Here is a 26,342-nt window from a genome sequence, read left to right as displayed (position 1 = left end):
AAGGACGCAAAGGATCGGACATGGACCTTGGCCTGAGGGAACGCACCGTGCTGGTCACGGGGGCCACCAGTGGAATCGGCCGGGCGGTGGCCCGCGCCTTCTCCCAGGAGGGCGCCCGCGTCGCGGTGTCGTACCGCAACGACGGTGACGCGGCGGAGGAGTTGGCGCAGGAGCTGGGCGCCGCGCAGGACCGGGCCTTCCCCGTCGCCTACGCCCTGGACGACCCCGCCTCGCCCCGGCACGTGGTGGCCGCCGTCGAGGAGCGCTGGGGATCCCTGGACGTCCTGGTGGCCAACGCGGTGCGCTGGGGCGTGCGCAGGGCGCCCGGCACCCCGTTCGAGAACGTGCCCGAGGAGGACTGGCTGCCGGTCGTGGACGGCAACCTCGCGCCCGTGATCCGTACCGTCCAGCAGGCCGTGCCCGGCATGCGGCGGCGGGGCTGGGGCCGGATCGCACTGATCTCCTCGCACAACGCGCTGGGCGGCAACCGCGGCCAGGAGTTCTACGGGGCTGCCAAGGCGGGGCTGCACGGCCTTGCCCGCAGCCTCATGTGGGACCTCGGCGGTGACGGTCTGCTGGTCAACGTGGTCTGCCCGGGGCTGACGGTGACCGAGCGGATGCTCAAGGGACTGCCGGAGCCGGTCCGCGCGCGGGAGATCGCCGCGACGCCCACCGGACGGCTGAGCGACCCCGAGGACGTGGCCGCCGCCGTGGTGTTCCTGTGCTCGGGGGCCAACGGCAACATCACCGGCGAGTCCCTGACGGTGGCGGGCGGCCGCTGATCCCGGACCCGCCCGGCGGCTCGCCGACGTCGGCGCCGTCGGCCGGCCCGGGATTCGCCGGGCGGCTCGCTCGGCCACGTCCGCAACCCGCCGACCACAGCGCTGACTTCGGCCGCCTCGGCCCGTTGCACGCGGACCCCGTCCGCTGGCCCCCCGTCGGCCTGCGGCACCGAGGGCCGCCCGCGCCGCCTCGGCCGGGCCCCGCCCGTCCCGCCCTCAACCCGACCCGTTCAACCGTCCGTACGACGTCGAGGAGACCCCCGGCATGTCACCCATGCTCGCAGTGCCCACCGCGTTGCGGCCGCGGTACGACGCGGCCCCGGCCGCCCGGATCGCTCGTTCCGCCGCGGCCGCCCAGGGCGCGCACCTGGATCTCGGGCAGTTCCACCGCTGGTTCGCCTGGCGGCGCGCGGCCCACCCCTTCCGGGTCGGCACCATCCCGTTCGCCGAGTTGGAGGGCTGGTACACCGAGGAGGGCACGGGAAACCTCCGCCACCACAGCGGGCGCTTCTTCAGCGTCGAAGGGCTGCGGGTGACCGTCGACTCAGGCCCCGGCGGCTGGTACCAGCCCATCATCAGGCAGCCGGAGATCGGGGTCCTCGGCATCCTCGTCAAGGAGTTCGACGGGGTGCTGCACTGCCTGATGCAGGCCAAGATGGAGCCAGGCAATCCCAACCTGCTCCAGCTGTCGCCGACCGTCCAAGCCACCCGCTCCAACTACACGAAGGTGCACCGGGGCGCGGACGTGAAGTACCTCGAGTACTTCACCCGCACCGGACGCGCCACGGTCCTCGCCGACGTCCTCCAGTCCGAGCACGGCTCCTGGTTCCACGGCAAGCACAACCGCAACATGATCGTGGAGACGACGGACGACGTACCGCTGTACGACGACTTTTGCTGGCTCACCTTCGGGCAGATCGCGCAACTGCTCCGGCTGGACAACCTGGTGAACATGGACGCCCGTACGGTCCTGTCCTGCGTGCCCATGACGGACGCCGAGGCCGGTACCAGCGCGCTGCACTCCGACGCCGAACTCGCCTTCTGGCTGACCGAGTCGCGCTCCCGGCACGACGTCCGCACCGACCGCGTGCCGCTAGCGGGACTGCCGGGCTGGGAGCGCGACGCGCACACCATCCACCAGATCCACGGCCGCTACTTCGACGTAGTGGCCGCGTCCGTGGAGGCCGGCAGCCGTGAGGTCACCTACTGGACTCAGCCGCTGTTCCGCCCGCGCGGGCAGGGCATCGCCGCCATGCTGACCCGCCGCATCGACGGTGTGCCGCACCTGCTCGCGCACGCCAGGAGAGAGGGCGGGCTGCGGGAGACCGTCGAGCTGTCGCCGACCGTGATGTGTACGCCGGACAACTACGCGGGCCTGCCCGCTCACGAACGGCCCCCGTTCCTGGACCTAGCGCTGCGGGCCGACCCCTCCCGCATCCGCTACGAGGCGCTGCACTCCGAGGAGGGCGGGCGCTTCCTCGACGCCGTCAGCCGCTACCTGCTGATCGACGCCGACGAGACGCAGGCACCGCTGGACGAACCGCCCGGCTACCGTTGGCTGACGCCCGGTCAGCTGTCCTGGTTCATCCAGCAGGGGCACTGTGTCAACGTCCAGGCCCGTACCCTGGCGGCCTGCCTGGCGGCGGAGCTGGGCGACCATGGCTGAGCCCGCACGCGACCTCTCCGGACGTCCCCTGCGCATAGGGGTGCTGGGGTGTGCGGACATCGCCCGGCGGCGGATGCTGCCCGCCTTCGCGGCTGCCGACGGCATTGAGATCGCCGCGGTCGCCAGCCGTGACGCGGCACAGGCCACCGACGTCGCGGGCCGGTACGGCTGCCGCCCCGTCACTGGCTATGCGCATCTGCTCGGCCTGGACGACGTGGACGCGGTGTACATACCGCTGCCCGCCGTGCTGCACGCCACCTGGGCGGAAGCGGCGCTGCTGGCCGGCAAGCACGTTCTCGCCGAGAAGCCGCTGACCTGCGAGCCCGCGCGCACGCGCGCGCTGCTGACGCTGGCGGCGGAGCGTTCGCTGGCGCTGATGGAGAATGTCATGTTCGTCCATCACCCCCAGCACCAGGCCGTGCGCGCCCTGGTTGCCGACGGGGCGATCGGCGAACTGCGCTCCTTCAGCGCCGCGTTCGCCGTGCCCCGGCTGCCCGCCGACGACATCCGCCACGTACCCGAACTCGGCGGCGGCGCGCTGTTCGACATCGGCGTGTACCCGGTCAGGGCCGCCGTCCACTTCCTCGGCGAGCGGCTGCACACCGTCGCCGCGACTCTGCACGCGAGACCCGGCAGCGCCGTGGAGACCGCGGGTGCCGCCCTGCTGCGTGACGAGCACGGCGTCAGCGCCCAGTTGACCTTCGGCATGGACCACGCCTACCGGTCGGCCTACGAACTGTGGGGCAGCGAGGGGCGGATCACCCTGGACCGCGCCTTCACCCCGCCGCCCGGCCGCCGCCCGGTGATCCATCTTGAGCGTCGCGAAACCACCGAGCGGATCGAGCTGCCGCCCGCCGACCAGGTCGCCCTGACCGTCCGGGCCTTCGAGACCGCCTGCCGCTCCGCGGCCGCCCCGGATCCCCGTCGGCGAGAGGCCGCCCCCGGCACCGACCTGGCGGGTCTCCCCGACGCGCGCGCCTGTCTGCGGCAGGCCGACCTCCTGGACGCGGTGCGCCGCTCGGCAGCGCCGCAGCGCCCGCCCCGCACCGCTTCGCAGACCGCAGTCGACGACCCCACCCCGTACGCAGCGGAAGGACGCAGATGACCATCATCGAGGACGCCCCGGTCGCGCAGCGGACGTCGGACGTGACCGCACGCCGGTCCGCCCCCGCCGCCCCGCCCTACCCCATCGGCGACAAACCGGTCAGGTCCACCCAGGACCGCGTCGCCGACCTGGTGGAACTCCAGGAGAAGGTGGTGCGCGGCCCCAGCGCCAAGGCCACCGAGGCCCAGCACGCCAAGGGCAAGCTGACCGCCCGGGAACGCATCGACCTGCTCTTCGACAAGGGCACCTTCACCGAGGTGGAGGGGCTGCGCCGGCACCGGGCCACCGGCTTCGGCATGGAGGCCAAGCGCCCCCACTCCGACGGCGTGATCACCGGCTGGGGCCTGGTCGATGGCCGCGAGGTCTTCGTCTACGCCCATGACTTCAGGATCTTCGGCGGGGCGCTCGGCGAGGCCCACGCCACCAAGATCCACAAGATCATGGACATGGCCTCCGCGGCCGGCGCGCCCATCGTCGGACTGTGCGACGGGGCCGGCGCCCGCATCCAGGAGGGCGTGACCGCGCTCGCCGGATACGGCGGTATTTTCCAGCGCAACGTCCGCAACTCCGGAGTGATTCCGCAGATCAGCGTCATCATGGGCCCGTGCGCGGGCGGCGCCGCCTACTCCCCCGCGCTCACCGACTTCGTGTTCATGGTGCGCGAGACCTCGCAGATGTTCATCACCGGACCCGACGTGGTCCAGGCGGTCACCGGCGAGCAGATCACCCAGAACGAGCTGGGCGGCGCCGATGTGCACACCGGTGTCTCCGGAGTCGCCCAGTTCGCCTACGACACCGAGGAGGAGTGCCTGCAGGAGGTGCGCTACCTGCTGTCGCTGCTGCCCGCCAACAACCGCGAACTGCCGCCGCGCACCGCGGTGGACGACCCCGAGGACCGGCGCACCGACTCCCTCGTGAACCTGGTGCCCGCCGAGCGCGGCCGCTCCTACGACATGCGCCGGGTCATCGAGGAGATCGCCGACGACGGCGAGTACTTCGAGGTGCACGAGCGCTGGGCCGGCAACGTCATCTGCGCGCTGACCCGGATGGGCGGCCAGGTCGCCGGCATCGTCGCCAACCAGCCGAGCGACCTCGCGGGCGTGCTCGACATCTCCTCCTCCGAAAAGGCCGCGCGCTTCGTGCAGTTCTGCGACGCGTTCAACATCCCGCTGGTTACCCTCGTCGACGTGCCGGGCTTTCTGCCGGGCGTCGACCAGGAGCACGGCGGCGTCATCCGGCACGGCGCCAAGCTGCTGTACGCGTACTGCAACGCCACCGTGCCCCGCATCTCCGTCGTACTGCGCAAGGCGTACGGGGGCGCGTACATCGTCATGGACTCCCAGTCCATCGGCGCCGACCTGACGCTGGCCTGGCCCACCAACGAGATCGCCGTCATGGGCGCCGAGGGCGCGGCCAACGTCATCTTCCGCCGCGAGATCGCCGCGTCCGACGACCCCGAGGGCACCCGCGCCCGGCTGATCGAGGAGTACCAGAACAAGCTGATGCACCCCTACTACGCGGCCGAGCACGGGCTCGTCGACGACGTCATCCACCCCGGCGAGACCCGCATCAAGCTGATCACCGCACTGAAGATGCTGCGCGCCAAGTACAGCGCGTTGCCCAGCCGCAAGCACGGGAACCAGCCCCAGTGACCGGCCAGGACCCCCAGGCGCTGCGCGTCCTGCGCGGCAACCCGATGCCCGAGGAAGTCGCCGTCCTCACCCTCGCCCTGCTCGCGGTCTCCCGCCAGGCCGCGCAGTGCGCGGGCAACCAGACCGACGCCCGGCCGCGCTGGCCGCGCGGCGCCGATCCCGTACCCGCTGCCGGGCAGTGGGCGGGCGGCGCCCGGCCCGGCTGGTGCTCCCACTGAAAGGAAACAGAGCAATGACGACCAACGACCGGCTGCGGCTGGTGCGCGACATGGTGCGCATCCGCTGTGCCGAGGAGACGCTCGCGGACCTGTACCGCGACGAACAGCTGATGCGCACCCCGACGCACTTCTCCATCGGACAGGAAGCCACCGCGGTCGGGGTGTGCGCGGCGACCCGGCGCACCGACGTGGTCTACAGCGCCCACCGCTCCCACGCGCCCTACCTCGCCAAGGGCGGCGACCTGCACGCCCTGGTCGCCGAGCTGTACGGCAAGGCGACGGGCTGCGCGGGCGGCCGCGGCGGCTCGGTACACCTGGTGGACCACGCAGCGGGCTTCGGTGGATCGGCGGCCATCCTCGGCGAGATGATCCCCGTCGCGGTCGGCGCGGCCTGGGCGTTCGCAATGGAAGGCGCGCCGCGCGTAGCCCTCACCTTCTTCGGCGACGGCGCCTCGGAGGAGGGCGTCTTCCACGAGTCGCTGAACTTCGCCGCGCTGCACCGGCTGCCGGTGGTCTTCGTGTGCGAGAACAACCAGTACTCCATCGCCTCGCCGCTCTCCGCCCGGCAGCCCGCGGGCACCAGCATCTGGCAGCGGGCCCTCGGCTACGGCATGGCGGCGAGCCGGATCGACGGCAACGACGTCTTTGCCGTCCACGAGGCGGCCCGCGGCGCCGTCGAGGCCGCCCGCGCCGGGCACGGCCCGCACCTGCTGGAGCTGGACACCTACCGCTGGCGCGAGCACGTCGGACCCAACTGGGACGAGGACGGCGCCTACCGCACCCACGCCGAGGTGGCGTCCTGGATGGGGCGCTGCCCGATCCGTGTCGCCGCCGACGCGCTGCGCGCCGAGGCCCCCTCCATCGACGCCCGTATCGACACCTGGCGGGCCGAGTGCGCCGAGGAGGTCGCCCGGGCCGTGGACTTCGCGCGCGCCGGCGCCTTCCCCGACGTGACCGACCTGCTCTCGGGCGTGTACGAGCCGCAGCCGCTCGCCGCGACCACCGGGAGGAACTGAACCGATGCGCAAGCTCACGTACTGGCAGGCCATCAGCGAGGCCACCGTGCAGTGCATGGCCGAGGACCCGGCCGTCTTCGTCGCGGGTGAGGGCGTCGACGATGACAAGGGCATCTACGGCACGACCCGCGCGGCCTTCGAACGGTTCGGCCCCACCCGGGTCATCGACGTCCCCAACTCCGAGAACGCCACCGCCGGCATCGCTGTCGGGGCCGCCGCCATGGGCCGCCGCCCGCTGATCGTGCACTCCCGCGCGGACTTCCTGTTCCTAGCCATGGACGCGCTGGTGAACCTCGCCGCCAAGTGGCGCTACATGTACGGCGACCAGGGCGGTGTGCCCGTGGTCACCCGCGCCGTCGTGGGCCGCGGCTGGGGCCAGGGCGCCACCCACTCGCAGAGCCTGCAGTCCGTCTTCGGGCACTTCCCCGGGCTGCACGTTGCGATGCCCGCGTCCCCCGCCGACGCCAAGGGCCTGCTCGTCCAGGCCCTGCGTGCGCAGACGCCGACCCTGCTGCTGGAGAACCGCGGCCTGTACCGCATGGCGGGCGAGGTGCCCGAGGAAGCGGTGGCCGTCCCCTTCGGACGCGGCCGGATCGCCCGGCCTGGCACGGACGTGACCGTGGTCGCCGCCTCGCTGATGGTGCACGAGGCCGAGCGCGCCGCCGACCTGCTGGCCGAACAGGGCATCAGCGTCGAGGTCGTCGACGTGCGCAGCGTCCGCCCGCTGGACGAGGAACTCATCTGCGCCTCGGTCGCGCGCACGGGCCGGCTGGTGGTCGCGGACACCAGCTGGGCCCGGTACGGCCTGGCCGCCGAGGTCGCGGCCGTCGTCGCGGAGAACGTGTTCGACGCGCTGCGCCGGCCGGTGCGCCGGGTCACCCCGCCGGACTGCCCGGCACCGGTGTCGCACCCGTTGGAGGAGGCGTTCCACCCCACCGCGGACCGGATCGCGGCGGCCTGCCTGGAGATGGTCGACGGCGGCCCGTCCCAGGTGCGCAAGCTGTCGGACGTCACAGCCGGCTTCGTCGGCCCGTACTGACCCGACGCCACCCCCTACGCCCCTCGGGCCCAGCCCGAGGGGCGTACGCGTCCCCGCGGCACTGTCCGACCGGGCGCGCCTGGCGGGGAAGCGGTGGTACGGCGTGGGGCCGGCGGAGACCTCCGCCGGCCCCACGCCGTACCACCCGGTGCCGCCGTTCCGGCTCACCAGGTCACGGGCAGCGAGCGCACACCGTAGACCGCCTTGTCCGTGCGGTACTCCAGCTCCTCGTACGGCACCGCCAGCCGCAGGTCCGGCAGTCGGCGCAGCAGCGTGCCCAGCGCGATCTGGAGCTCGGCGCGGGCCAGCGGCTGGCCGATGCACTGGTGCCCACCGAAGCCGAAGGCGAGGTGACGGCGGGCGTCGCGGGTGATGTCCAGCTCGGCGCCGCCGGAGAACACCTGCTCGTCCCAGTTGGCCGCGGACAGCATGCACAGCACGCCCTCGCCCGCCCGGATCAGCGTGCCGTCGATCTCGACGTCCTCCAGCGCCGCGCGCGGCAGCCCGAAGTGGACGACGGACAGATAGCGCAGCAGCTCCTCGACCGCACCCTTGATCAGCTGCGGCTCGGCCCGCAGTCTGGCCAGCTGGGCGGGGTTGCGCAGCAGTGCCAGCGTGCCGAAGGAGATCATGTTGGCGGTGGTTTCGTGGCCCGCCACCAGCAGCACCATGCCCATGGCCGCACACTCGGCCTCATTCAGCTCACCACGTGCGACCAGTCGGCTCAGCAGGCTGTCGTCCGGCTCGCGCCGCTTGCGCTCGGCTAGTTCGGTCAGATACCCGTTCAGCGTGCCCATGGCCGCCTTGATCTGCTCCGGCGGGGTGCTGAGGTCCACCAGCATGCTGGTCTGGCCCTCGAAGAACTCGTGGTCGGCGTACGGGACGCCGAGCAGCAGGCAGATCACGCGGGAGGGCACCGGCAGGGCGAAGTCCCGGACCAGGTCCGCGGGGGAGCCCTTGGCGATCATGCGGTCCAGGGCCTCGTCGACGATCTTCTGGAGCTGCGGGCGCTGGGCCTCGGCGCGCTTGACGATGAAGTCGCCGGTGAGCATCCGGCGCAGCCGGGCGTGCTCGGGGTCGTCCAGCCGCAGGAAGCTGGGTTGGGCCTTGGTGAGCAGCTGGCGGCGGCCGGGGGAGAGGAAGGGGAAGCCCGGGACCCGCGCGTCGGCGCTGAACCGCTTGTCCTGCAGGATCGTACGCATCTGCTGATGGCCGGTCACCAGCCAGCAGGGTTCGCCGTCCCACAGACTCATCTTGGTGAGCGGGGCGGCGCGGTGGGCGTCGAGATAGGCGGGCGGCGGGGAGAAAGGGCAGGCACCCCGGGGGGCGGGCAGGGTCAGTTCCTGGCCGGCGACGGCACTGGGGGCGGGAGTCATACGACGGGCTCCTTGCACGGACGAGGGTGAGACGAACGGGGCTGGGGCGCTGCGGTCAGGCATCGACGGTGCCGTCGGCGTCCCCGGACCCGGTGCGAGGGTCTTCGCGCACGGTGATGGCACCGGCCGGGCACAGGCCGGCGGCCAGCTCCAGGTCGGTGCGGGCGGCCTGCTCGACGGCGCCCGGGCGCAGCAGGACCAGGCCGTCGTCCTCGCTCTGGTCGAAGACGTCGGGAGCTGCCATGACGCACTGGCCGGCGCCGCAGCACCGGTCCTTGTCGACGCTCACCTGCATATCGGACACCTCCGGTGGAGTGGGGGTTCGGTCACGCCGTACGGCAGAGGGCATCGAACCGGAATCCACTCGCGCACTGATCGAGCAGCGCCTGCACCGTGCGGTGCAGCTGGCCAACGACTGGCGCCACGTGCTGAGCCAGCCCGTGCCGTCGATCCGATCGGCGAGCTGGAGCAGTCCCGAGTCCCTATCAAGCCATCACCGCGCGCTGCCGGTCCGGCCTTCAGAATTCCGGCCGATACGGGAGGGCGGAGCTTGCGGGCCTGTCGCAGTCGGCACACCTGCGCCTCGGTATCGGCCGGGGTGCGGTGCGGTGTTGTGCGGGTCCGGCTGGACCGGTCCTGCAAGCCTGCCTCGCCCTCGGCCCGCAAGAGCGGACCACTTGTCAGCCGTGGTGCGTGAGACGCCCATCTCGGCGGCCGCATGGCCACAGGGCGGCCACAGCGGACACGGTCGACCAGCAACCGCCTGCCGTGAACAGTCAGTCGGGCATTACGGTGGGACACGAAGACCTCCGTGCGGTGCGTTCCTAGACAGCTCCACCACACCGGAGGTCTTCGTCTCAAGATTCCCATCCCGGGCGGCAGCGCGCCGAACCCGGCGGGAAGCACAAGGACCCCGACCGCGAGCCCCGGCCACGCCGACTCACTAGTGGCAGGCCCGCAGGCTGATGGACCAGATGCCGCGCCCGTGCGTGGCCGCGTACAGCCGCCCGTCCGGGCCGAGTTTGACCTGGAGCACGGCGACAGCCGGAAGCCGCCCCACCCGCTGCCAGCGCGTGGCGTGCGGGGCCCGGTACAGCACTCCGAGGTCGGTGGCGACGACCAGCCCGCCGCCCGGCAGGGCGAGCACCGAGTTGGCCGGTACGTCCGGCAGGTTGGCCGAGATGTCCGACCAGCTCACGCCGCCGTCCCTGGACTCGTAGAGGTGACCGACGCCCGCTCCCGGACCTGAAGTCCACTGCCGGGAGAATCCGTTGACCGCCAGGTAGACGTGGTCGGCGTTGCCGGGGTCCAGGGCGAAGCCCGCCAGGAAGCGGTTGGGCACGGTGCCCGCGGCACCGGTCGTCGGCAGGCTCAACTGGTGCCAGCCGGTGCCGTCCGCGTTGCCCACCGCGATGCCCCGGGTGAAGCCCACGCTGTCGCACGGCCCGCACCACGCCGCGTACACCTTGCCGCCCTCGGCGGCGACGGCCGTCGCGGTGTGGCCGGCGCCGAGGTCGAAGGCGCTGGTCCACTCCTTGGGGTCACGGATGGCGTAGCCGTGGGTCTGCACCCAGATGTGGCGTCCGCCAGCGACCCAGGTGTTGCCGTTCTTCAGGTCGGTGGTGAGCGGTGCGATGAACCGGGCCTCGTTGGTGGCGTTGTCCGGCGGCGCCACCGCGTACGAGGTGGCCTTGGACGGGTCGGTCTCCCAGGCGCCGTTGTTCACCGCGCAGTTCTGCGTGACGTTGACCGCCAGGTAGACGTACTCCTGGGCGATGTCGCACCCGTTGGCCGGATCGGTGAGCGTGTCGCCGCCGTCTCCGCCGAAGTTGGAGCCCATCACGGTGTCCCTGCCACGCAGCTGCGACTGCCCGTTGTCCTGGAGCCCACCGGTGACCGAGACCCCGCCGAACTCACGGTCCGTGCCCACGCCCACCGAGTAGTACTGCAGGGTGTCGATGGTGCCGTCGTTGAGCGAGGTCCAGTCCGTGGCGTGCCCGGAGGCGTCCTGGCTGCCGTTCAGCGGGCGCCGGTAGACGCCGCCGTCGTTGCCCGCGTAGAGGTAGGTCTGGCCGTGGTAGCTGCCCACCGCCACCGCGTGCTGGTCGGAGTGGGTGGTCTGGTGGCAGTCACCGGTCTGCTTGCTCGGATCGACGCTCCAGCAGGGGAAGTTGAAGTTCCAGTACGGGCCGACCGCCGACCACTTGGCACCGCCGTCCTTGGACTCGAAGACCTCCTCAAGGCCGGCGTAGACATGCTTGGGATCGTTGGGGTCGACCTGGAGGAACTGGTTGTACCAGGCCTGGATGCCGACCATGTCCTTGGCCGTGGTCAGCGCGGATCCGGAACCGCTGAGCGCCTTGTAGTCGGTCACCTTCGTCCACGGCCCGAGCGGGGACCCGGACGGCGAGACGAAGATCCCGGCCAGCGAACTGTTCGGGTCGCCCCCGCTCAACTGTGCCGGGGACTGGTCGATGGCGTAGTAGCGGGATCCGTCGGCGGCCCTGGCGAACGTGACCGCGCCCACCTGGTCGCTGGTGGTGGGCAGGTCGCCGAGCGCGTTGACCCGCTGCCATGAGCCGCTGGCGTCCTTCGCGTAGAAGCCGTTGTAGCCGTCGCCGCTGCGCCAGCCGATCGCCAGCAGGACCTTGGAGGGATCCTTGGGGTCGATGGCGATGTCACTGGCGATGTTCTTGTAGGGGGCGTCGGGGTCGCCCGCCTGTGAACCGCCCGGCAGATAGGAGGGATTGGGGGCGAACTCCAGCTTCCACGGTCCGCGCAGATCGGTCGAGGAGTGCGACCACACCCCACGACTGGTCGCCGCCCATACCTTTCCGCCGCCGAACCGCAGCTCGTGCACGGTGGTGCTGTCCAACTCGGCGCCGCCGACCCGGCCCCGGGCGCTGAACGTGCCGTTCCGGGGGTCGCGCAGCACATAGACGCCGCTGCCCAGGAACGCGTCCGAGTTGGTGGTCGCCTCGCCGGTGCCCAGCCACAGATGTCCGTGGTCGAGGGCGAGCGCGCCGGTGGACTGGGACGGCAACGCGTCGCTGATCGGCTGCCAGTGCCCGCCGCCGGTGCGCGACCGCCATACGCCGCCGCCCGCGCTGCCCGCGTAGACGTAGCCGTCGTTGTCGGCGGCAAGCGCCGCGGTGCGGCCGGTGACGTCGCCGTAACCGCCGCTGGAGTTGGAGTCGGTGTCGCGGTAGCGGGGGTCGTCCGAGTTGTAGGTCAGTCCGGTGACGTGCCGCCAACTGCCACCGGTTGACGGCAACTTGTTCAGGGCGTTCCAGGCGGCGCCGTAGGCGCCGGGGGCGAGGGTGCCGGGCGAGGTGCGGGCCCCCGCGTACTGGGCGGCGCCCTCGGCGATCTCGTCGGCCTCACCGCCCTTGTCACCCCCGTCGTCCAAGGGCCTGGCGGTGTGCGCGCGGTACGGGTTGCCGTACGGGCCCGGCGCCGTGCCGTGCCCGGACGCGGCTGTCGCGGGTACGGCGACGAGTGCCGCACTGGTGGCCAGGGCGTAGATGGTGAGCCACCGTCTGGTGCGGTGTGTGCGGGTTGGTGCTCTCAACATAGCCTCCCCGAACGGGCGTTGGGACGACACCACGGCCGCTGTCACCACAGCTCGTGGTGTCGCGATGCGAGGCAGACCCGATCACGGGAGGTGTGCGGAGGGGGAGCGGGCGGCGTTAACTTGAACAAAATTTGACAGAGGTCAGTCAGGTGTCGGGGTTTCGCGGTATGCGTCGCGCCAAGGGCCGCCGCCGCGTCCTACAGCGCGATCAACGTGATCTCGGTGGCCTTGACGCTGACCCAGACCTCCTCGCCCTCCGAGAGGGCGAGTTCGGCCGCCGCCGCGGTGGTGATCTCGGAGATCGCGTCCAGCCCGTCCGCGGTGACCAGGACGCGGATCCGCGCACCGAGCGCCGTCAACTCCCTTACCCGGCCGCGCCAGACGTTGCGCGGGCTGCCCGTCGGCCGTTCGCGGTGCAAGGAGACCGCCTCCGGCCCGGCCACGGCCAGTGCGCCCGCGCCGTCCGCGCCGTCGGGCAGCGGCTCGGCGGCCATCAGCCTGCCGCCACCGGGCAGTTCGAGCACCGAGTCCCTGATCCGGCCGGACCAGGCGTTGCGCCCGAGCATCCGGGCCACCCAGGGCGAGCGCGGATGCCGGGAGACCTCGGCGGGCGGGGCGAACTGCACCGGACGCCCACCTTCCAGTACGAGCACCTGATCGGCGAGCGAGACCGCTTCGACCGGATCGTGGGTGACGATCAGGCACACCCCTGGGAAGTCCGCCAGGTGCTCGCGCAGTGTGTGCCGCACATGGGCGCGCGTGGACTGGTCGAGCGCCGCCAACGGCTCGTCGAGCAGCAGCAGCCGGGGACGGGCGGCCAACGCCCTTGCCAGCGCCACACGTTGGGCCTGGCCACCGCTCAGCCGCCCCGGTCTGCGGGAGGCCAGGTCGCCCACCGCCAGCCGGTCCAGCCACGCCTGCGCCTCGACGCGGGCGGAGCGCCGGGGGACGCCCTGGGCCCGTAGGCCGTACGCCGTGTTGCCCAGGGCGGTCAGATGCGGGAAGAGGGCGCCGTCCTGCGGTACCCAGGCCACATGGCGCCGGTGGGGGGCCTGGGCGGCGACGTCCTCGCCGCCGAGGGCCAGCCTGTGCGCGGTGGCCAGTGGCGTCAGGCCGAGCAGCGCCCGCAGCAGGGTGGTCTTGCCCGCGCCGTTGGGTCCTACGACGGCGATCGTGGTACCGGGTTCCGCCGTGAGCGTGAGCTGGGTGAAGCCGGTCACCTCGGCGGCGAGCGGCCACGCCTCGTCCCGGCGCGGCGGCGTACGGGGGGCGGCGGGGGGTTCCGGGGCGCTGCCGTTCGACCCGTCGCCCCCGCTGGTCCGGGGCTGCGCGGTCGTCACCGTGGTGGGCTTCGTGCCGGTCCACCTGCCCCGTAGGGCGATCAGCACCACCATCGCCACCGCGAGCAGCAGCAGCGACACCGCCGTCGCACCCTCCGGGTCGTCCTGAAGCATCAGATAGACCTGGAGCGGGAGGGTCTGGGTGACTCCCGGAAGGTTTCCGGCGAACGTGATCGTCGCCCCGAACTCGCCCAGGGCGCGAGCCCAGCACAGTGCGGCGGCGGCGAGCAGGCCCGGTGCCGTCATGGGCAGCGTCACGGTGAAGAAGGCCCGCAGCGGCCGTGCCCCAAGGGACGCGGCGGTCTCCTCGTAGCGCGGGTGGAGGGCGACCAGGGTGCCCTCCAGACTGATGACCAGGAACGGCATCGCGACGAACGCCGCCGCCACCACCGCGCCCGGGGTGGAGAACGGAAGCGTTGTCCCGAACATGTTCTCAAGTGCCGGACCCAGCAGGCCCCTTCGGCCGAAGCCGAGCAGGAGCGCGACACCGCCCACCGTGGGCGGCAGCACCATGGGCAGCATTACCAGGGCGCGCACCAGCGTCTTGCCGGGGAAGTCCACCCGGGCCAGCACCCACGCCAGCGGTACGCCCACCAGCAGCGCCAGCGCCAGCGCCCAGAAGGAGACGGTGAGGGACAGGCCCAGCGCCTCGGTGACGTCGGGCGCCGTCAGCCGGGAGCCCAGGTTGGACCAGGGGGTGCGGACGAGGACACCGGCCAGCGGCAGCGCCAGGAAGACGACCGCCGCCACCGCGGGGAGGACGAGGGCGAGGGGAGTCCTCTGCCGGGGGCGCCGCGCTGGCCGGTCGCTGGTCACGGCTGCTGGAAGCCCGCGGAGCGCAGGATCGACTGGGCCTGCGGGCTGCTCAGCCACTTGACGAAGTCCGCCGCGGCGGCCGCGTGCTGGGAGCCGTTGAGGGTGGCGGCGGGGTAGGAGGCGATCGCGTTCTGTGTGTCGGGGATGGTGACGGTGCCGACCTTGCCCTTGGCGGACTCCGCGTCGGTGACGTAGACGATGCCCGCGTCGGCCTCGCCGAGTTCCACCTTGCTCAGCACGGCGCGCACGCTGGCCTCCTCGGACACCGGCTTGACGTTGACGTGCTGGGCGGCCAGCACCTTGTCACCGTAGTTGCCCACCGGCACCTGCTTGGCGGCGAGCACCACCTTGAGGCCCGTGTTCGACAGGTCGCCCAGGCCGTGGATCTTCCTGGGGTTGCCGGGCGCGGTGGCGATGGTGAGCCGGTTCTTGGCGATGACCGTCGGGGTGCCGGTGTCCTTCTTCAGGCCGTCCATGGTCTTGGTGTCGGCGGTGACCAGCGCGTCGGCCGGGGCGCCCTGGCTGACCTGCGCGGCGAGGTCCTGGGATCCGGCGAAGGAGAACTTGACCGTGGTGCCGGGGTGCGACTTCTCGTACGCCGCGCCCTCGGCCTTGAACACGTCGGTGAGCGACGCCGCGGCGAGCACGGTGAGGGTGGTCCTTCCGCCGCTGCCGCCACTGCCGCTGGGGGAGCTGGAGGCGCTGGTCTTGCCACCGCCGCAGGCGGCCAGCGGCAGCAGCAGTGCGGCGGCGACGGCTGGCAGGGCGACACGGCGGACGAGGGTCTGAGGCATGGCGAGACTCCGGGCTGCACGTCAAGTGCGGTCGATGGTGCGGCCCCGTCGGGCCGCCCGGCCGGTGGTGTAGGGCCGCATATGCGGCACGTTAGAACCGCCGCACTCGCATCTGCAACAAAGTTCGGGTGATGGGACCGGCAGATGCCGTGTCCGTCGTAGGAAGCTCTATAGCGCGCCCTTGCGAGTGAGGTGGGTGAAGGAGATCCAGCCGGGCAGCACCGGCAGCCAGAACGTCGCGAGACGGAACAGCAGCACCGCCGAGATCGCCCGGTCGTAGGGCATCCCGGCGAAGGTCAGGGCACCGGACAGAGCCGCCTCGATGGGGCCCACACCGCCCGGTGACGGCACCGCGGACCCGGCCGCGTTGGCCACCAGGAAGACCACCGCGACGCTGGCGAAGCTCATCGAGTTGAAGCCGAAGGTGCGGATCGAGGCGTCCAGGCAGGCCACGTTCAGCAGCGTCAGCAGGACCACCCCGGCCGCGCCGGTGGCCAGCTTCTTCGGCCGTTGCAGCATGTCCAGCATGCGCGGCACGACCCCGGCGAACAGCGACCGGATCCGGGTGGAGACGAACTTGCGCAACTGCGGCACGGCCGTGACGACCAGCACCAGGACGGCCGCGGTCAGCAGCCCGGCGATCACCGTGCGGGACGGGGACAGGGACGGTGCGTGCTGGGTGCCGGTGAGGTAGCCGAAGGTCGCCAGCAGCATGATGTGGCCGCCGAGCGAGGCCAGTTGGGACGCGCCGACGCTGGCCACCGCCAGGCCCGGACGGACGCCGTTGCGCTGCAGGAAGCGGGTGTTGAGCGCCACACCGCCGACCGCCGCGGGCGCCACCAGCTTGACGAAGTTCCCCGCCACCTGCGCCAGCACGGTACGGCCGAACGGCACCTTCTCCGGGACGAAGCCCAGCAGGCTCATCGACGCGGGGATGTAGGTCAGCGCGGACAGCGCCAACACCGCCAGCACCCAGGCCCAGTTGGCGTGGCTGATCAGGTCGCCCCACTTGAGCTGGGCGAACTGGGAGAGCAGGAAGTATCCGGCGATCGCCCCGGCGATGTAGCTGACCAGGGTGCGGGCCTTGAAGCGCTCCAGCCGGGCGGGCTGTACGGGCGCCTGCGGCCGGATCTGCAACACCTGCTGCCGTATCTGCGACAGCAGGTCCTCCTCACGGGCCGCCTCCAGCGCCTCCTCCATGGCGCGCTTCTCCGCGTCCTTCTCCGCCTTCCGCTGCGCCTTGGCGACCTTGCGGTCCGCGGAGAGCTGGGCGGGCTCCACGGTCTTCTTGGTGCGGGTGGCCTCGATGACGGCTGCGCGCTCGCGCTCCGCCCGCTCCTTGGCGAGCTGCCGCAGGGTGGCGCGGGTGGAGCGGCTGAGCGCGATCGGTTGCAGCATCGGCAGGCTGTCCGCCACCGCGTCCGGGCCGAGTACCCGCACCGCGGAGGCGACGGCCCGCTCCGGGCCGACCCGCAGCGCGAAGGTGGTGAGCAACTGGGCGATGTCCATCCGCAGCACGATGTCGCCCGCCGCGATCTCGCCGCTGCGCAGATCGGTCACATAGAGGGTGCCGGAACGATCTACCAGCAGTGACTCACCGACCAGCCGGCGGTGCGAAATGCGACGCGACTGCAGCGCCTTGACCTGCTGCCAGGCTCCGTCCAGCACCGCGTCGGTGATCTCCTCGTCGCTGAGGGTGTCCAGGGAGCGGCCGTCGATGTGCTCGTAGACCAGCATCACCGCGTCCGGGCCCAGCTCCGAGGTGGCGATGAGCTTGGGGGCGTGCGCCCCGGCGGAGATCGCCGCGTAGGCGAGCAGCGCCTCCTGTTCAAGTGCCTGGCGCAGCGACTGGAGGCTGTGCCGCTCCTCGTTGACGCCGCGCAGTTGCAGCCGTCTCCACACCCGGTAGAAGAAGCCGTGCGCCTGCTGCTCGCGATCGACCACCGTGATGTCCAGCGGACGGCCGTCCTCCAGGGTGACCAGGTAGCGACGGCCGCGTTCGGAGTCCGCGGCCTCCGGGCCACCGTCGTCCAGCCGCTGTGCGGTGACCGGGCTGAAGCCGAGCCGCTGCAGGCCGGCCAGCAGCGTCCGCCCGGTGGGCCGGACGTTGGGCGAGCCGACCGTGTAGACGGTGCCGTAGGCGACGGTCCAGCCGATCAGCACCGTGGTGATGATGGAGAACGGTGTGGTGTAGCCGCCGACGAGCACCGCGAAGGAGTCCAGCAGCAGCACGAACCACAGCGCCACCCGCCAGCGCGGCCTGCGGGCCATGCCCACCGCGGTCATGTAGGCGATGACCGGCGCCAGATAGCCGTGCACGGGATCGGTGATGCCACCGCTCGGCGCGGTCCTGGTGAGCGCGTCACGGATCGCCGAGGGCGCGGAGTTGGTCACCCACAGGTCACCGGCGAGCGACACACCATGCGCGAGCACGGCCGCCAGCACACCGTCGGCGACCCGTAGTCCGTCCCGCTTGATCAGCCGCTCCACGGCGAACGCGACCGGCACGATCAGCACCGCGACGCTCGCGGTGAACCCGGCGATGCTGGTGAGGATGGACGGCGCGTGGCGGGCGCCGTTCGCGATGTCGTTGGCCACACCGGCCGTGGTGCCGTGCGCGAACCCGGCGATCGCCAGCACGATGCCGACCCCGAGGATGCCCATCAGGAACCTGAGCAGGTCCGCCGGGCGGTGCACCCGGGCGGCCAGCAGCGGTTCGTCGCCCGCCAGCTGGTCGACGTGCTCCACGGCGGGTGGCCCGCTCACCGGGTGCGCGCCGGACGGCGGCTCGGCCGGTCCCGCCGGGCGCCGCTGGGCGGCGGTGGCGGCCCTTACGACCTCGTCCACGGCGCTCGCGGGGGGTTCGGGGTGCGGGGGGTGACCGGCGTGGTCCACGTCGTCCGGTCGATCGGTGGACGGGGGTGGGCCGGTCTGGTCCGGTGGCGGGGGCGCGGGGTCGCCGCCCGTGCGGTCCGGGCCGGGCCGCTCGGGGTCCTCGTGCCCCTGGGGGTTACCCGCCGCCATGGTCGCGGGCAGCCCTGAGGCGGCGCGGAGTGCGTCCTGCGCCTTGTCGCCCAGCTCTCCGGCCGTTGGTTCTTGATCTCGTATCACCAGTCACCGCCCGGAAGATGGTGGCATGGCCGGACCTCGTATGGGGGCATGAGGGGGCATTTCGAGGGTGTGCACCCCGGATGGTATGCGCTGACGCGCCGTGCCGCCCGGTCAGCGGACCGGCCTGTGGACAACCGCCGGAGCTGTCGGTGGGGTGCGGCAGGATGGGGGACGTGAGCGAGAACCGGTTCCTGGAGGAGCCCGCTGAGCTCCCCGAATACGCGGAGCGGGTGCTCGGCGTCGCCGAACTGATTCCGCCCGGCAGGGTGATGACGTACGGCGACGTCGCTGAGTGGCTGGAGGAGGGGGGACCCCGGCAGGTGGGCCGGGTGATGGCACTGTACGGCGGCGCGGCGCCCTGGTGGCGCGTGGTGCGGGCGGACGGCGTGCTGCTGCCGGGACACGAACTGCGCGCGCTCGCGCGCTACCGCCAGGAGGGCACCCCGCTGCGCTCCGCCGGGCGCGCCGCCGACGACCACATACCGCGGCTGGACATGGCACAGGCACGCTGGGACGGCCGCGCGGGGGAGTCCCCGGCACGCGGGAGGGGCGGGGGCGGCTGACGACCGGCTGTTCACACCATCCAGCTTCCGCCATTCGGGCACCCGCCATGCTCGCCGCCGCCCGGACGGAGTAGCGGCCAAGGCCACCGCCCTGCGCTGCCCCCGAACGAGTGAGGCGGATGATCGTCGAGTGGTTCCCGGGACAGCGGACCGGTCCTGGGAGGAGGCTGAAGCAGAGAGCCGCGATGAACCGTCCGAGGCGCGTCGCGTAGCGTCGAGGGCTGCCCGCGAACAACCGCGCCAGCGCGCCCAGTACCACCCCGCACGGAACCGGAACCGCCGATCCACGTGACCTCCTCGTCCACTCGTCCCACCGCCGACCGGCCGGCCCGCACCTCGGCCGCCGGCGGCTATCGGCTGGTCCGCACCCGTCCGGAACCGTCCGTGCTCCCTGTTCTGGACGCCAGACAGCGCGCGGTGGTTGACCACGCGGGCGGACCGCTTCTGGTGCTCGCCGGCCCGGGCACCGGCAAGACGACCACGCTGGTGGAGGCGGTGGCGCGGCGGGTGCGCCAGGGCACCGACGCCGAGCGGATCCTGGTGCTGACCTTCAGCCGCAGGGCCGCGGTGGAGTTGCGTGACCGTATCGCGGCCCGGCTCGGCGGTGCGGGCGCGCCGCGCGCCACCACCTTCCACTCGTTCGCCTACGGGTTCGTCCGCGCCCACCAGGACCCCGAGCTGTTCGCGTATCCGCTGCGCCTGCTGTCCGGCCCCGAGCAGGACCTGGTGGTACGGGACCTGCTGGCGGGCCAGGCCGAGTTGGAGCGGGCGGGCCTCGGCTCGTTGCGCTGGCCCGACGAACTGCGCGCCTGCCTGACCACCCGGGGCTTCGCGGACGAGGTGCGGGCGGTGCTGGCGCGCAGCCGCGAACTGGGGCTCGGGCCCGATGAGCTGGCCGCCTTCGCGGGCGGAGCCGGGCGGCCGGACTGGACGGCGGCGGCCGGGTTCCTCGCCCAGTACCTCGATGTGCTGGACGCCCAAGGCGCCATCGACTACGCGGAGTTGGTGCACCGCGCGGCGCTGCTCGCGGAACGGCTGGGTCCGGGCGCCGGGCGGTATGACGCGGTGTTCGTCGACGAGTACCAGGACACCGACCGGGCGCAGTTGCGGTTGCTGCGCGCGCTCGCGGGCGGCGGCCGGACCCTGGTGGCGTTCGGCGACCCCGACCAGTCCATCTACGCGTTCCGCGGCGCCGACGTGAACGGCATCCTCGACTTCCCGACCGACTTCCGCCGCGTGGACGGCCGCCCGGCCCCCGTCGAGGTGCTCGGCGTCTCCCGCCGCGCGGGCGCCGATCTGCTCGCCGCGACCCGGCTGATCACCCGCAGGATGCCGCTCACCCGCCTCCCCGCGGAGGCGGTACGGGCCCACCGCGAGCTGGCGGCGGTACGGAACGGCGGGAGCGTGGCGGTCGTCACGTACCCCACGCCGGGCGCCGAGACCGACAACATCGCCGACATCCTGCGCCGCGCCCACCTGGAGGACGGCGTTCCGTGGCGGGAGATGGCCGTACTGGTCCGCGCGGGCGCCCGCTCCCTCCCCGCCCTGCGCCGCGCCCTGACCACCGCGGGGGTCCCCGTGGAGATCACCGGCGACGACCTCCCGCTACGCCAGGAACCAGCGGTGGCCCCGCTACTGCTGGCGCTGCGGGTCGCGGCGAGGGCGGCGCTGGCGCGGGCCGGGGAGGGCGACGACGAACCGGTCCTGCCCGCCCCACGCGCGACGGACACGCCTTCGGCACCGGAATCGGAGGCTCTTGTTCCGGACGGGCACCCCGCACCCGAAGCGGCGGCGCTTGCGGCCGCCCACACTCCGGCCGACGACCCCGTAACGGCGGCGCTTGAGCAGGGGCCGCCCACCCCGCAGACCCCGGCAGAAGCCGACTGGCTCCCCGTCGAGGACGCCATCACCCTGCTCACCTCCCCCCTGAGCGGCATGGACGCCGCCGAACTGCGGCGGCTCGGGCGGGCGTTGCGGGAGGAGAAGCGGGCCGCGGGACGGGCCGTGCCGCGGCCGTCGGACGTGCTGATCGCGGAGGCGTTGGCGCGGCCCGAGCTGCTGGTGGCCCACGATCCCGCGTACGCCAGGCGCGCCCACCTGCTGGGCGGGCTGCTGCGGGAGGCACGGGAGATCCTCGCCCGCGGCGGTACCGCCGAAGCGGCGTTGTGGCGGCTGTGGTCCGGCACCTCGTGGCCGGAGCGGCTGGAGCGTGCCGCGCTGCGCGGCGGCGCCGCGGCGCGCAACGCCGACCGGGACCTCGACGCGGTCTGCGCGCTGTTCGAGACCGCGGCCCGCGCCGAGCAGCGCACCGGCGGCCGGGGCGCGCTGAACTTCCTTGAAGAACTGGACGCCCAGGACATCGCGGCGGACGTGCTGTCCCGCAGGACCGTGCGCCCGGAGGCGGTCAGTTTGATGACCGCCCACCGCAGCAAGGGACTTGAGTGGCGGCTGGTCGTCGTGGCGGGCGTGCAGGAGGGCCTGTGGCCCGACGTGCGCCGCCGCGGCTCGCTGCTCGAAGCCGACCGGATCGGCCGCGACGGACTCGCCGAGCCGCTTCCGGCGGGCGCGCTGCTCGCCGAGGAGCGGCGGCTGTTCTACGTCGCCTGCACCCGCGCCAAGGAGCGGCTCGTCGTCACCGCCGTCAAGGCCCCGGCCGATGACGGCGACCAGCCGTCGCGCTTCCTGACCGAGCTGGGCGTCGAGCCACTCGATGTGACGCATCGGCCGCGCCGCCCGCTCTCCGTCGCCGCGCTCGTCGCCGAACTGCGCGCCACCACCGTCGATCCCGCCGCCTCGCCCGCGCTGCGCGCCGCGGCCGCCACCCGGCTGGCCCGGCTGGCGGCGCTCCGGGACGACGAGGGGTACGCCCTGGTACCGGCCGCGCATCCGGACCGCTGGTGGGGACTTAATGAGCCGACCCGCGCCACCGTCCCCCTGCGCGACCGGGACCGCCCGCTGGCGCTGTCCGGAAGCGCTCTCGACCAGCTCGTCAACACCTGTGCGCTGCAGTGGTTCCTGGGCCGAGAGGTGCGGGCCGACGACCCGTCGACCGCCGCCCAGGGCTTCGGCAACGTCATCCATGTGCTCGCCGACGAGGTCGCCACCGGCCGCACACCGGCCGCCCTCGACGTGCTGATGGCGCGCCTGGACTCGGTGTGGGACGCGCTCGCCTTCGACGCGCCCTGGAAGTCGCGGCAGGAGCGGGAGCAGGCACGGGCCGCGCTGGAACGCTTCCTGCGCTGGCACGTCATGGAGCGCGGTCGGCAACCGGTCGCCTCGGAGCACGGCTTCGACGTCACCCTGGAGGCGGGTGAGTACGCGGTGCGGATCCGCGGCAGCATGGACCGGGTCGAGCGGGACGCCGAAGGCCACCTCTACGTGGTCGACTTCAAGACCGGCAAGGGGGCGCCGCCGACCGCCGCCGAGGTCTCCCGGCACCCGCAGCTCGCCGTCTACCAGCTCGCCGTACGCGAAGGCGCGTTGGGCGACCACGGCACCCTCCCGGGCGGCGCGGAACTGGTGCACCTGCGCCAGGGCGCCGTACGCAAGGAGGGCGGCGACGCCCTGCCGAAGGCGCAGTCCCAGCCGCCGCTGGACGGCGACTGGGCAGCCGACCTCCTGGCGACCGCCGCGGGACGGGTACTGGACGAACGTTTCACCCCCACGCCGGGCCAGCACTGCGAGCGCTGCGCCTTCCGCCGGGCGTGCAGTGCCCGGCCCGAGGGGCGGCAGGTGGTGGAGTAGCGGCTCGGCGCCGGTTGTCAGTGGGGCCCGCTAGCCTCACTGGGGTGTCTTCCCGTATCTCCGACCCCGAGCAGCTCAAGGAGCTCCTCGGCATCCCGTTCACCGCGGAGCAGATGGCGTGCGTCACCGCACCCCTCGCCCCGAACGTCATCGTGGCCGGGGCCGGATCGGGGAAGACCACCGTGATGGCGGCGCGGGTGGTCTGGCTGGTCGGCACCGGGCAGGTCGCGCCCGAGCAGGTGCTGGGGCTCACGTTCACCAACAAGGCGGCGGGTGAGCTGTCCGAGCGGGTGCGCAGGGCCCTGGTACAGGCGGGTATCACCGACCCGGATCCGGCAGACCCGGACGAAGTGCCTGGAGAGCCGCGCGTCTCGACGTACCACGCCTTCGCCGGGCAACTGCTGAAGGACCACGGACTGCGCATGGGCCTGGAGCCCGACACCCGGCTGCTCGCCGACGCCACCCGCTACCAGCTGGCCGCCCGGGTGCTTCAGGCCGCTCCCGGCCCCTACCCGGCGCTCACCAAGGGGCTGCCCGCGCTCACCGCCGATCTGCTGGCGCTCGACGGCGAACTGTCCGAACACCTGGTGCCGGTGCCGCGACTGCGCGGCCATGACACCGCGCTCACCGAGCGGCTGGACCAGCTCGATCCGGAGCGGCGCGGCTTCGCCTGGGTGCGCGAGGTGGCGCCTGCCGCTCGTGCCCGCGCCGACCTCGCGGGCCTGGTCCTGGCGTACCGCGAGCAGAAGAGACAGCGCGGCCTGATCGACTTCGGTGACCAGATCGCCCTGTCCGCGACCCTCGCCCTCACCCGCCCCGAGGTCGGCGGCCTGCTGCGCGACGAGTTCGCCGTGGTGCTGCTCGACGAGTACCAGGACACATCGGTGGCCCAACGCCTGCTGCTCGCCGGGCTGTTCGGCGGTGGTACGGGCCATCCGGTCACCGCGGTCGGCGACCCCTGCCAGGCGATCTACGGTTGGCGCGGTGCCTCGGTGGCCAACCTGGACGACTTCCCCCAGCACTTCCCCGCCGCCAACGGCACCCCGGCCCGCCGCTACTCGCTGGGCGAGAACCGGCGCAGCGGCGGTCGGCTGCTGGACTTCGCCAACGAACTGGCGGCGCCGCTGCGGGAGCGGCACGCGGGTGTGGCGGCACTGCGGCCCGCGCCCGGTGCGGAGCGCGACGGTGTGGTGCGCTGTGCACTGCTGAACACGCGGAACGAGGAGATCGACTGGCTCGCCGACTCGATCCGCCATCTGGTGGCCACCGGGACACCGCCCGGCGAGATCGCGGTGCTGTGCCGCACCACGGGCCAGTTCGCCGACATCCATGCCGCGCTGGTGGCCCGGGACGTACCCGTCGAGGTCGTCGGCCTGTCCGGGCTGCTGCACCTGCCGGAGGTGGCGGACCTCGTCGCCACCTGCCAGGTACTGCACGACCCGACCGCCAACTCCGCCCTGGTCCGGCTGCTGACCGGCCCGCGCTGGCGGATCGGCCCGCGTGACCTGGCCCTGCTCGGCCGCCGCGCCCGACTGCTCGTACGGTACGGGCCGGGCGAGGGCGAACAGGACCGGCTGGCGCGGGCCGTCGAGGGTGTCGACCCGGCCGAGGTGGTCTCGCTGGCCGACGCCCTGGAGACCTTCCTGGACGCCCAACAGCCGGACGACGGGCTGCCGTTCTCGCCGGAGGCCCGCGAGCGGTTCGCCCGGCTCGCCGCCGAGATACGCGATCTGCGGCGCTCGCTGGCCGACCCGCTGATGGACGTGCTGCACCGGGTGCTGGCGGTGACCGGCCTCGAGGTCGAACTGTCCGCGTCGCCGCACGCGCTGGCCGCCCGCCGTCGGGAGACGCTGCGGTCGTTCCTGGACATCGCCGCCAACTTCGCCTCGCTGGACGGTGAGGCCACCCTGCTGGCCTTCCTCGCCTTCCTGCGCACCGCCGAGCAGCACGAGAAGGGGCTGGACGGTTCGCTGCCCGGCGGCGACAACACGGTCAAGGTGCTGACCGCGCACAAGTCCAAGGGCCTGGAGTGGGACGTGGTGGCGGTGCCGGGCCTGGTGCGCGACGCCTTCCCCAGCACCAAGGTGCGCGAACTGTGGCCATGGCACGGCAAGGTGCTGCCGCACGCGCTGCGCGGCGACGCGGCCACGCTGCCCGACGTCGGCGAGTGGACCAAGCGCGGGCTTGACGAGTTCAAGGCGGCGATGAAGGAGCACAACACCACCGAGGAACTCCGGCTGGGCTATGTGACGTTCACCCGGCCGCGCTCGCTGCTGCTCGCCTCCGGACACTGGTGGGGGCCCACACAGAAGAAGCGGCGCTGCCCGTCGGACTTCCTGCTACGGCTGCGCGCACACTGCGAGGCGGGCCACGGCGAGATCGAGCACTGGGCGGACGAACCGGCCGCCGACGCGCAGAACCCGGCACTGGAGAGCGACACCGACCACGTCTGGCCGCTGCCGCTGGACCCCGAGGCCCTGGAGCGCCGCCGCCAGGCCGCCAAGACGGTGCTGGCCCTGCTCGACGCGCCGCCTGCCCCGGACGGCGCGTACGACGCGGACTGGCCGCCGGTGCCGTGGGACGAGGACTTCGACGGCTTCGCGCCGGAGGACGGATTCCAGAACCCGCCGCCCAACGAGGAGTTCGCGCCGGAAGACGAGCTTCCGTTGGACGGGGAGTGGGACGACTGGTCGACAAACCGCCCCATACCCGCGCAAACCAACCGCACCCCGGACGCCGAGCCGGACCACGCCCCCGCCGCTGACCCGGCCCCCCGGGCCCGCGAGCACCCCGCGCCCGACCCGGCCGACGGCGCCGCCCTCTCGCCGGAGGAGGCCCGGCTGGTCGAGTCCTGGGACCGCGACCTCGGAGCGCTCGCCGGGGAGCTGCGGCGCGCCCGCGCGACCGTACGGGAGGTGCCGGTACCGCCGTCGCTGTCCGCCTCGCAGCTGCTGCGGCTCGCCGCCGACCCCGATGACTTCGCCCGCGAGCTGGCCCGCCCCATGCCGCGCGAGCCGCGCCCCGAGGCCCGGCGCGGCACCCTGTTCCACGCCTGGGTCGAGTCCCGCCACGAGGAGCTGCCGCTGATCGGCCTGGACGAACTGCCCGGCGTCGAGCCGGACAGCGACCAGGAGGTCGCCGACGAGCGGGACCTCGCGGTGCTCAAGGAGGCCTATCTGCGCACCCCTTACGCACACCGCACCCCGTACCAGGTCGAGGCGCCCTTCGAGCTGGTGCTCGCCGGACGGGTGGTGCGCGGCCGGATCGACGCGGTGTACCGGGACGGGGACGGCTTCGAGGTCGTCGACTGGAAGACCGGCCGCAGGCCGACCGCCGACCCGCTGCAGCTCGCCGTCTACCGGCTCGCCTGGGCCGAGCGGCACGGCCTGCCCCCGGAGCGGGTGAGGGCCGCCTTCGTCCACATACGCACCGGGCAGGTCGTCCGCCCCGCCGAGCTACCGGACCGCCCGGCGCTGGAGCGGCTGCTGCGCGGTGAGGTGGCCGACGACCCTGCGGGGTGAAGTGTTCGGAACGTCCCCGTTAGGC

Annotated in this window: 16 protein-coding genes and 2 pseudogenes; 11 read left to right on the top strand and 7 right to left on the bottom strand. The window is 72.9% G+C overall.

What is annotated here, in order from left to right; genetic code table 11:
- Positions 1-20: 20 nt before the first annotated feature.
- From O5O46_RS01465 to O5O46_RS01435, 7 genes are all read left to right on the top strand, one after another.
- Positions 21-782 carry an SDR family NAD(P)-dependent oxidoreductase gene (locus tag O5O46_RS01465; protein WP_269853326.1) on the top strand — a complete coding sequence of 254 codons (762 nt, stop codon included), beginning with the start codon at positions 21-23 and terminating at the stop codon, positions 780-782.
- A gap of 265 nt (positions 783-1,047) precedes the next feature.
- Positions 1,048-2,448, top strand: a complete 1,401-nt coding sequence (locus O5O46_RS01460; protein WP_269853325.1) for an NDP-hexose 2,3-dehydratase family protein — start codon at positions 1,048-1,050, stop codon at positions 2,446-2,448.
- Positions 2,441-3,553 (top strand): Gfo/Idh/MocA family protein, encoded by a 1,113-nt coding sequence (locus tag O5O46_RS01455; RefSeq protein WP_269853324.1) that lies wholly within the window; start codon positions 2,441-2,443, stop codon positions 3,551-3,553. Before O5O46_RS01460 ends, O5O46_RS01455 begins: the two co-directional genes overlap by 8 nt.
- Positions 3,550-5,205 (top strand): acyl-CoA carboxylase subunit beta, encoded by a 1,656-nt coding sequence (locus O5O46_RS01450; protein WP_269853323.1) that lies wholly within the window; start codon positions 3,550-3,552, stop codon positions 5,203-5,205. The genes O5O46_RS01455 and O5O46_RS01450 overlap by 4 nt, the downstream gene beginning before the upstream one ends.
- A complete protein-coding gene (locus O5O46_RS01445; RefSeq protein ID WP_269853322.1) occupies positions 5,202-5,423 on the top strand; it encodes an acyl-CoA carboxylase subunit epsilon in 222 nt (73 codons plus the stop codon). The genes O5O46_RS01450 and O5O46_RS01445 overlap by 4 nt, the downstream gene beginning before the upstream one ends.
- A gap of 14 nt (positions 5,424-5,437) precedes the next feature.
- Positions 5,438-6,439, top strand: a complete 1,002-nt coding sequence (locus O5O46_RS01440; protein ID WP_269853321.1) for a thiamine pyrophosphate-dependent dehydrogenase E1 component subunit alpha — start codon at positions 5,438-5,440, stop codon at positions 6,437-6,439.
- Positions 6,440-6,443: 4 nt separating this feature from the next.
- On the top strand, positions 6,444-7,478 hold the full coding sequence (locus tag O5O46_RS01435; RefSeq protein ID WP_269853320.1) for an alpha-ketoacid dehydrogenase subunit beta: 1,035 nt from the start codon (positions 6,444-6,446) through the stop codon (positions 7,476-7,478).
- Between the two features lie 164 nt (positions 7,479-7,642).
- Here O5O46_RS01435 and O5O46_RS01430 read toward each other — a convergent pair whose 3' ends face one another.
- The 3 genes and pseudogenes from O5O46_RS01430 to O5O46_RS01420 form a co-directional block, all read right to left on the bottom strand.
- On the bottom strand, positions 7,643-8,854 hold the full coding sequence (locus tag O5O46_RS01430) for a cytochrome P450 (RefSeq protein ID WP_269853319.1): 1,212 nt from the start codon (positions 8,852-8,854) through the stop codon (positions 7,643-7,645).
- Between the two features lie 55 nt (positions 8,855-8,909).
- Complete coding sequence (locus O5O46_RS01425) at positions 8,910-9,149, bottom strand: ferredoxin (RefSeq protein ID WP_269853318.1); 240 nt, start codon at positions 9,147-9,149, stop codon at positions 8,910-8,912.
- 245 nt (positions 9,150-9,394) lie between these two features.
- A pseudogene (locus tag O5O46_RS01420) lies at positions 9,395-9,655 on the bottom strand (leucine zipper domain-containing protein); the annotation flags it as partial.
- 66 nt (positions 9,656-9,721) lie between these two features.
- Here O5O46_RS01420 and O5O46_RS35275 point away from each other — a divergent pair.
- Positions 9,722-9,793 (top strand): annotated as a pseudogene (locus O5O46_RS35275) (transposase); the annotation flags it as partial.
- Positions 9,794-9,797: 4 nt separating this feature from the next.
- Here O5O46_RS35275 and O5O46_RS01415 read toward each other — a convergent pair.
- The 4 genes from O5O46_RS01415 to O5O46_RS01400 all read right to left on the bottom strand — a co-directional run bounded on the left by O5O46_RS01415 (position 9,798) and on the right by O5O46_RS01400 (position 18,402).
- A complete protein-coding gene (locus tag O5O46_RS01415) occupies positions 9,798-12,428 on the bottom strand; it encodes a glycosyl hydrolase (protein ID WP_269853317.1) in 2,631 nt (876 codons plus the stop codon).
- Between the two features lie 197 nt (positions 12,429-12,625).
- On the bottom strand, positions 12,626-14,584 hold the full coding sequence (locus O5O46_RS01410; RefSeq protein WP_269853316.1) for an ABC transporter permease: 1,959 nt from the start codon (positions 14,582-14,584) through the stop codon (positions 12,626-12,628).
- A complete protein-coding gene (gene modA / locus O5O46_RS01405) occupies positions 14,581-15,378 on the bottom strand; it encodes a molybdate ABC transporter substrate-binding protein (RefSeq protein WP_269853315.1) in 798 nt (265 codons plus the stop codon). The genes O5O46_RS01410 and modA overlap by 4 nt, the downstream gene beginning before the upstream one ends.
- 168 nt (positions 15,379-15,546) lie before the next feature.
- On the bottom strand, positions 15,547-18,402 hold the full coding sequence (locus tag O5O46_RS01400) for a lysylphosphatidylglycerol synthase transmembrane domain-containing protein (protein WP_269853884.1): 2,856 nt from the start codon (positions 18,400-18,402) through the stop codon (positions 15,547-15,549).
- 251 nt (positions 18,403-18,653) lie between these two features.
- On the opposite strand from O5O46_RS01400, the gene O5O46_RS01395 reads away from it, so the two are divergent.
- The 3 genes from O5O46_RS01395 to O5O46_RS01385 all read left to right on the top strand — a co-directional run bounded on the left by O5O46_RS01395 (position 18,654) and on the right by O5O46_RS01385 (position 26,317).
- Positions 18,654-19,052 carry an MGMT family protein gene (locus O5O46_RS01395; RefSeq protein ID WP_269853314.1) on the top strand — a complete coding sequence of 133 codons (399 nt, stop codon included), beginning with the start codon at positions 18,654-18,656 and terminating at the stop codon, positions 19,050-19,052.
- Between the two features lie 288 nt (positions 19,053-19,340).
- Positions 19,341-22,796, top strand: a complete 3,456-nt coding sequence (locus O5O46_RS01390; RefSeq protein ID WP_269853313.1) for an ATP-dependent helicase — start codon at positions 19,341-19,343, stop codon at positions 22,794-22,796.
- A gap of 44 nt (positions 22,797-22,840) precedes the next feature.
- On the top strand, positions 22,841-26,317 hold the full coding sequence (locus O5O46_RS01385) for an ATP-dependent helicase (RefSeq protein WP_269853312.1): 3,477 nt from the start codon (positions 22,841-22,843) through the stop codon (positions 26,315-26,317).
- The last annotated feature ends 25 nt before the right edge of the window (positions 26,318-26,342 follow it).

This window comes from Streptomyces sp. RPT161, from assembly GCF_027533845.1.
Lineage (GTDB): Bacteria > Actinomycetota > Actinomycetes > Streptomycetales > Streptomycetaceae > Streptantibioticus_A > Streptantibioticus_A silvisoli_A.
Note: the sequence above shows the minus strand (reverse complement) of the source record. Positions and strands in the feature narration are given on the sequence as shown.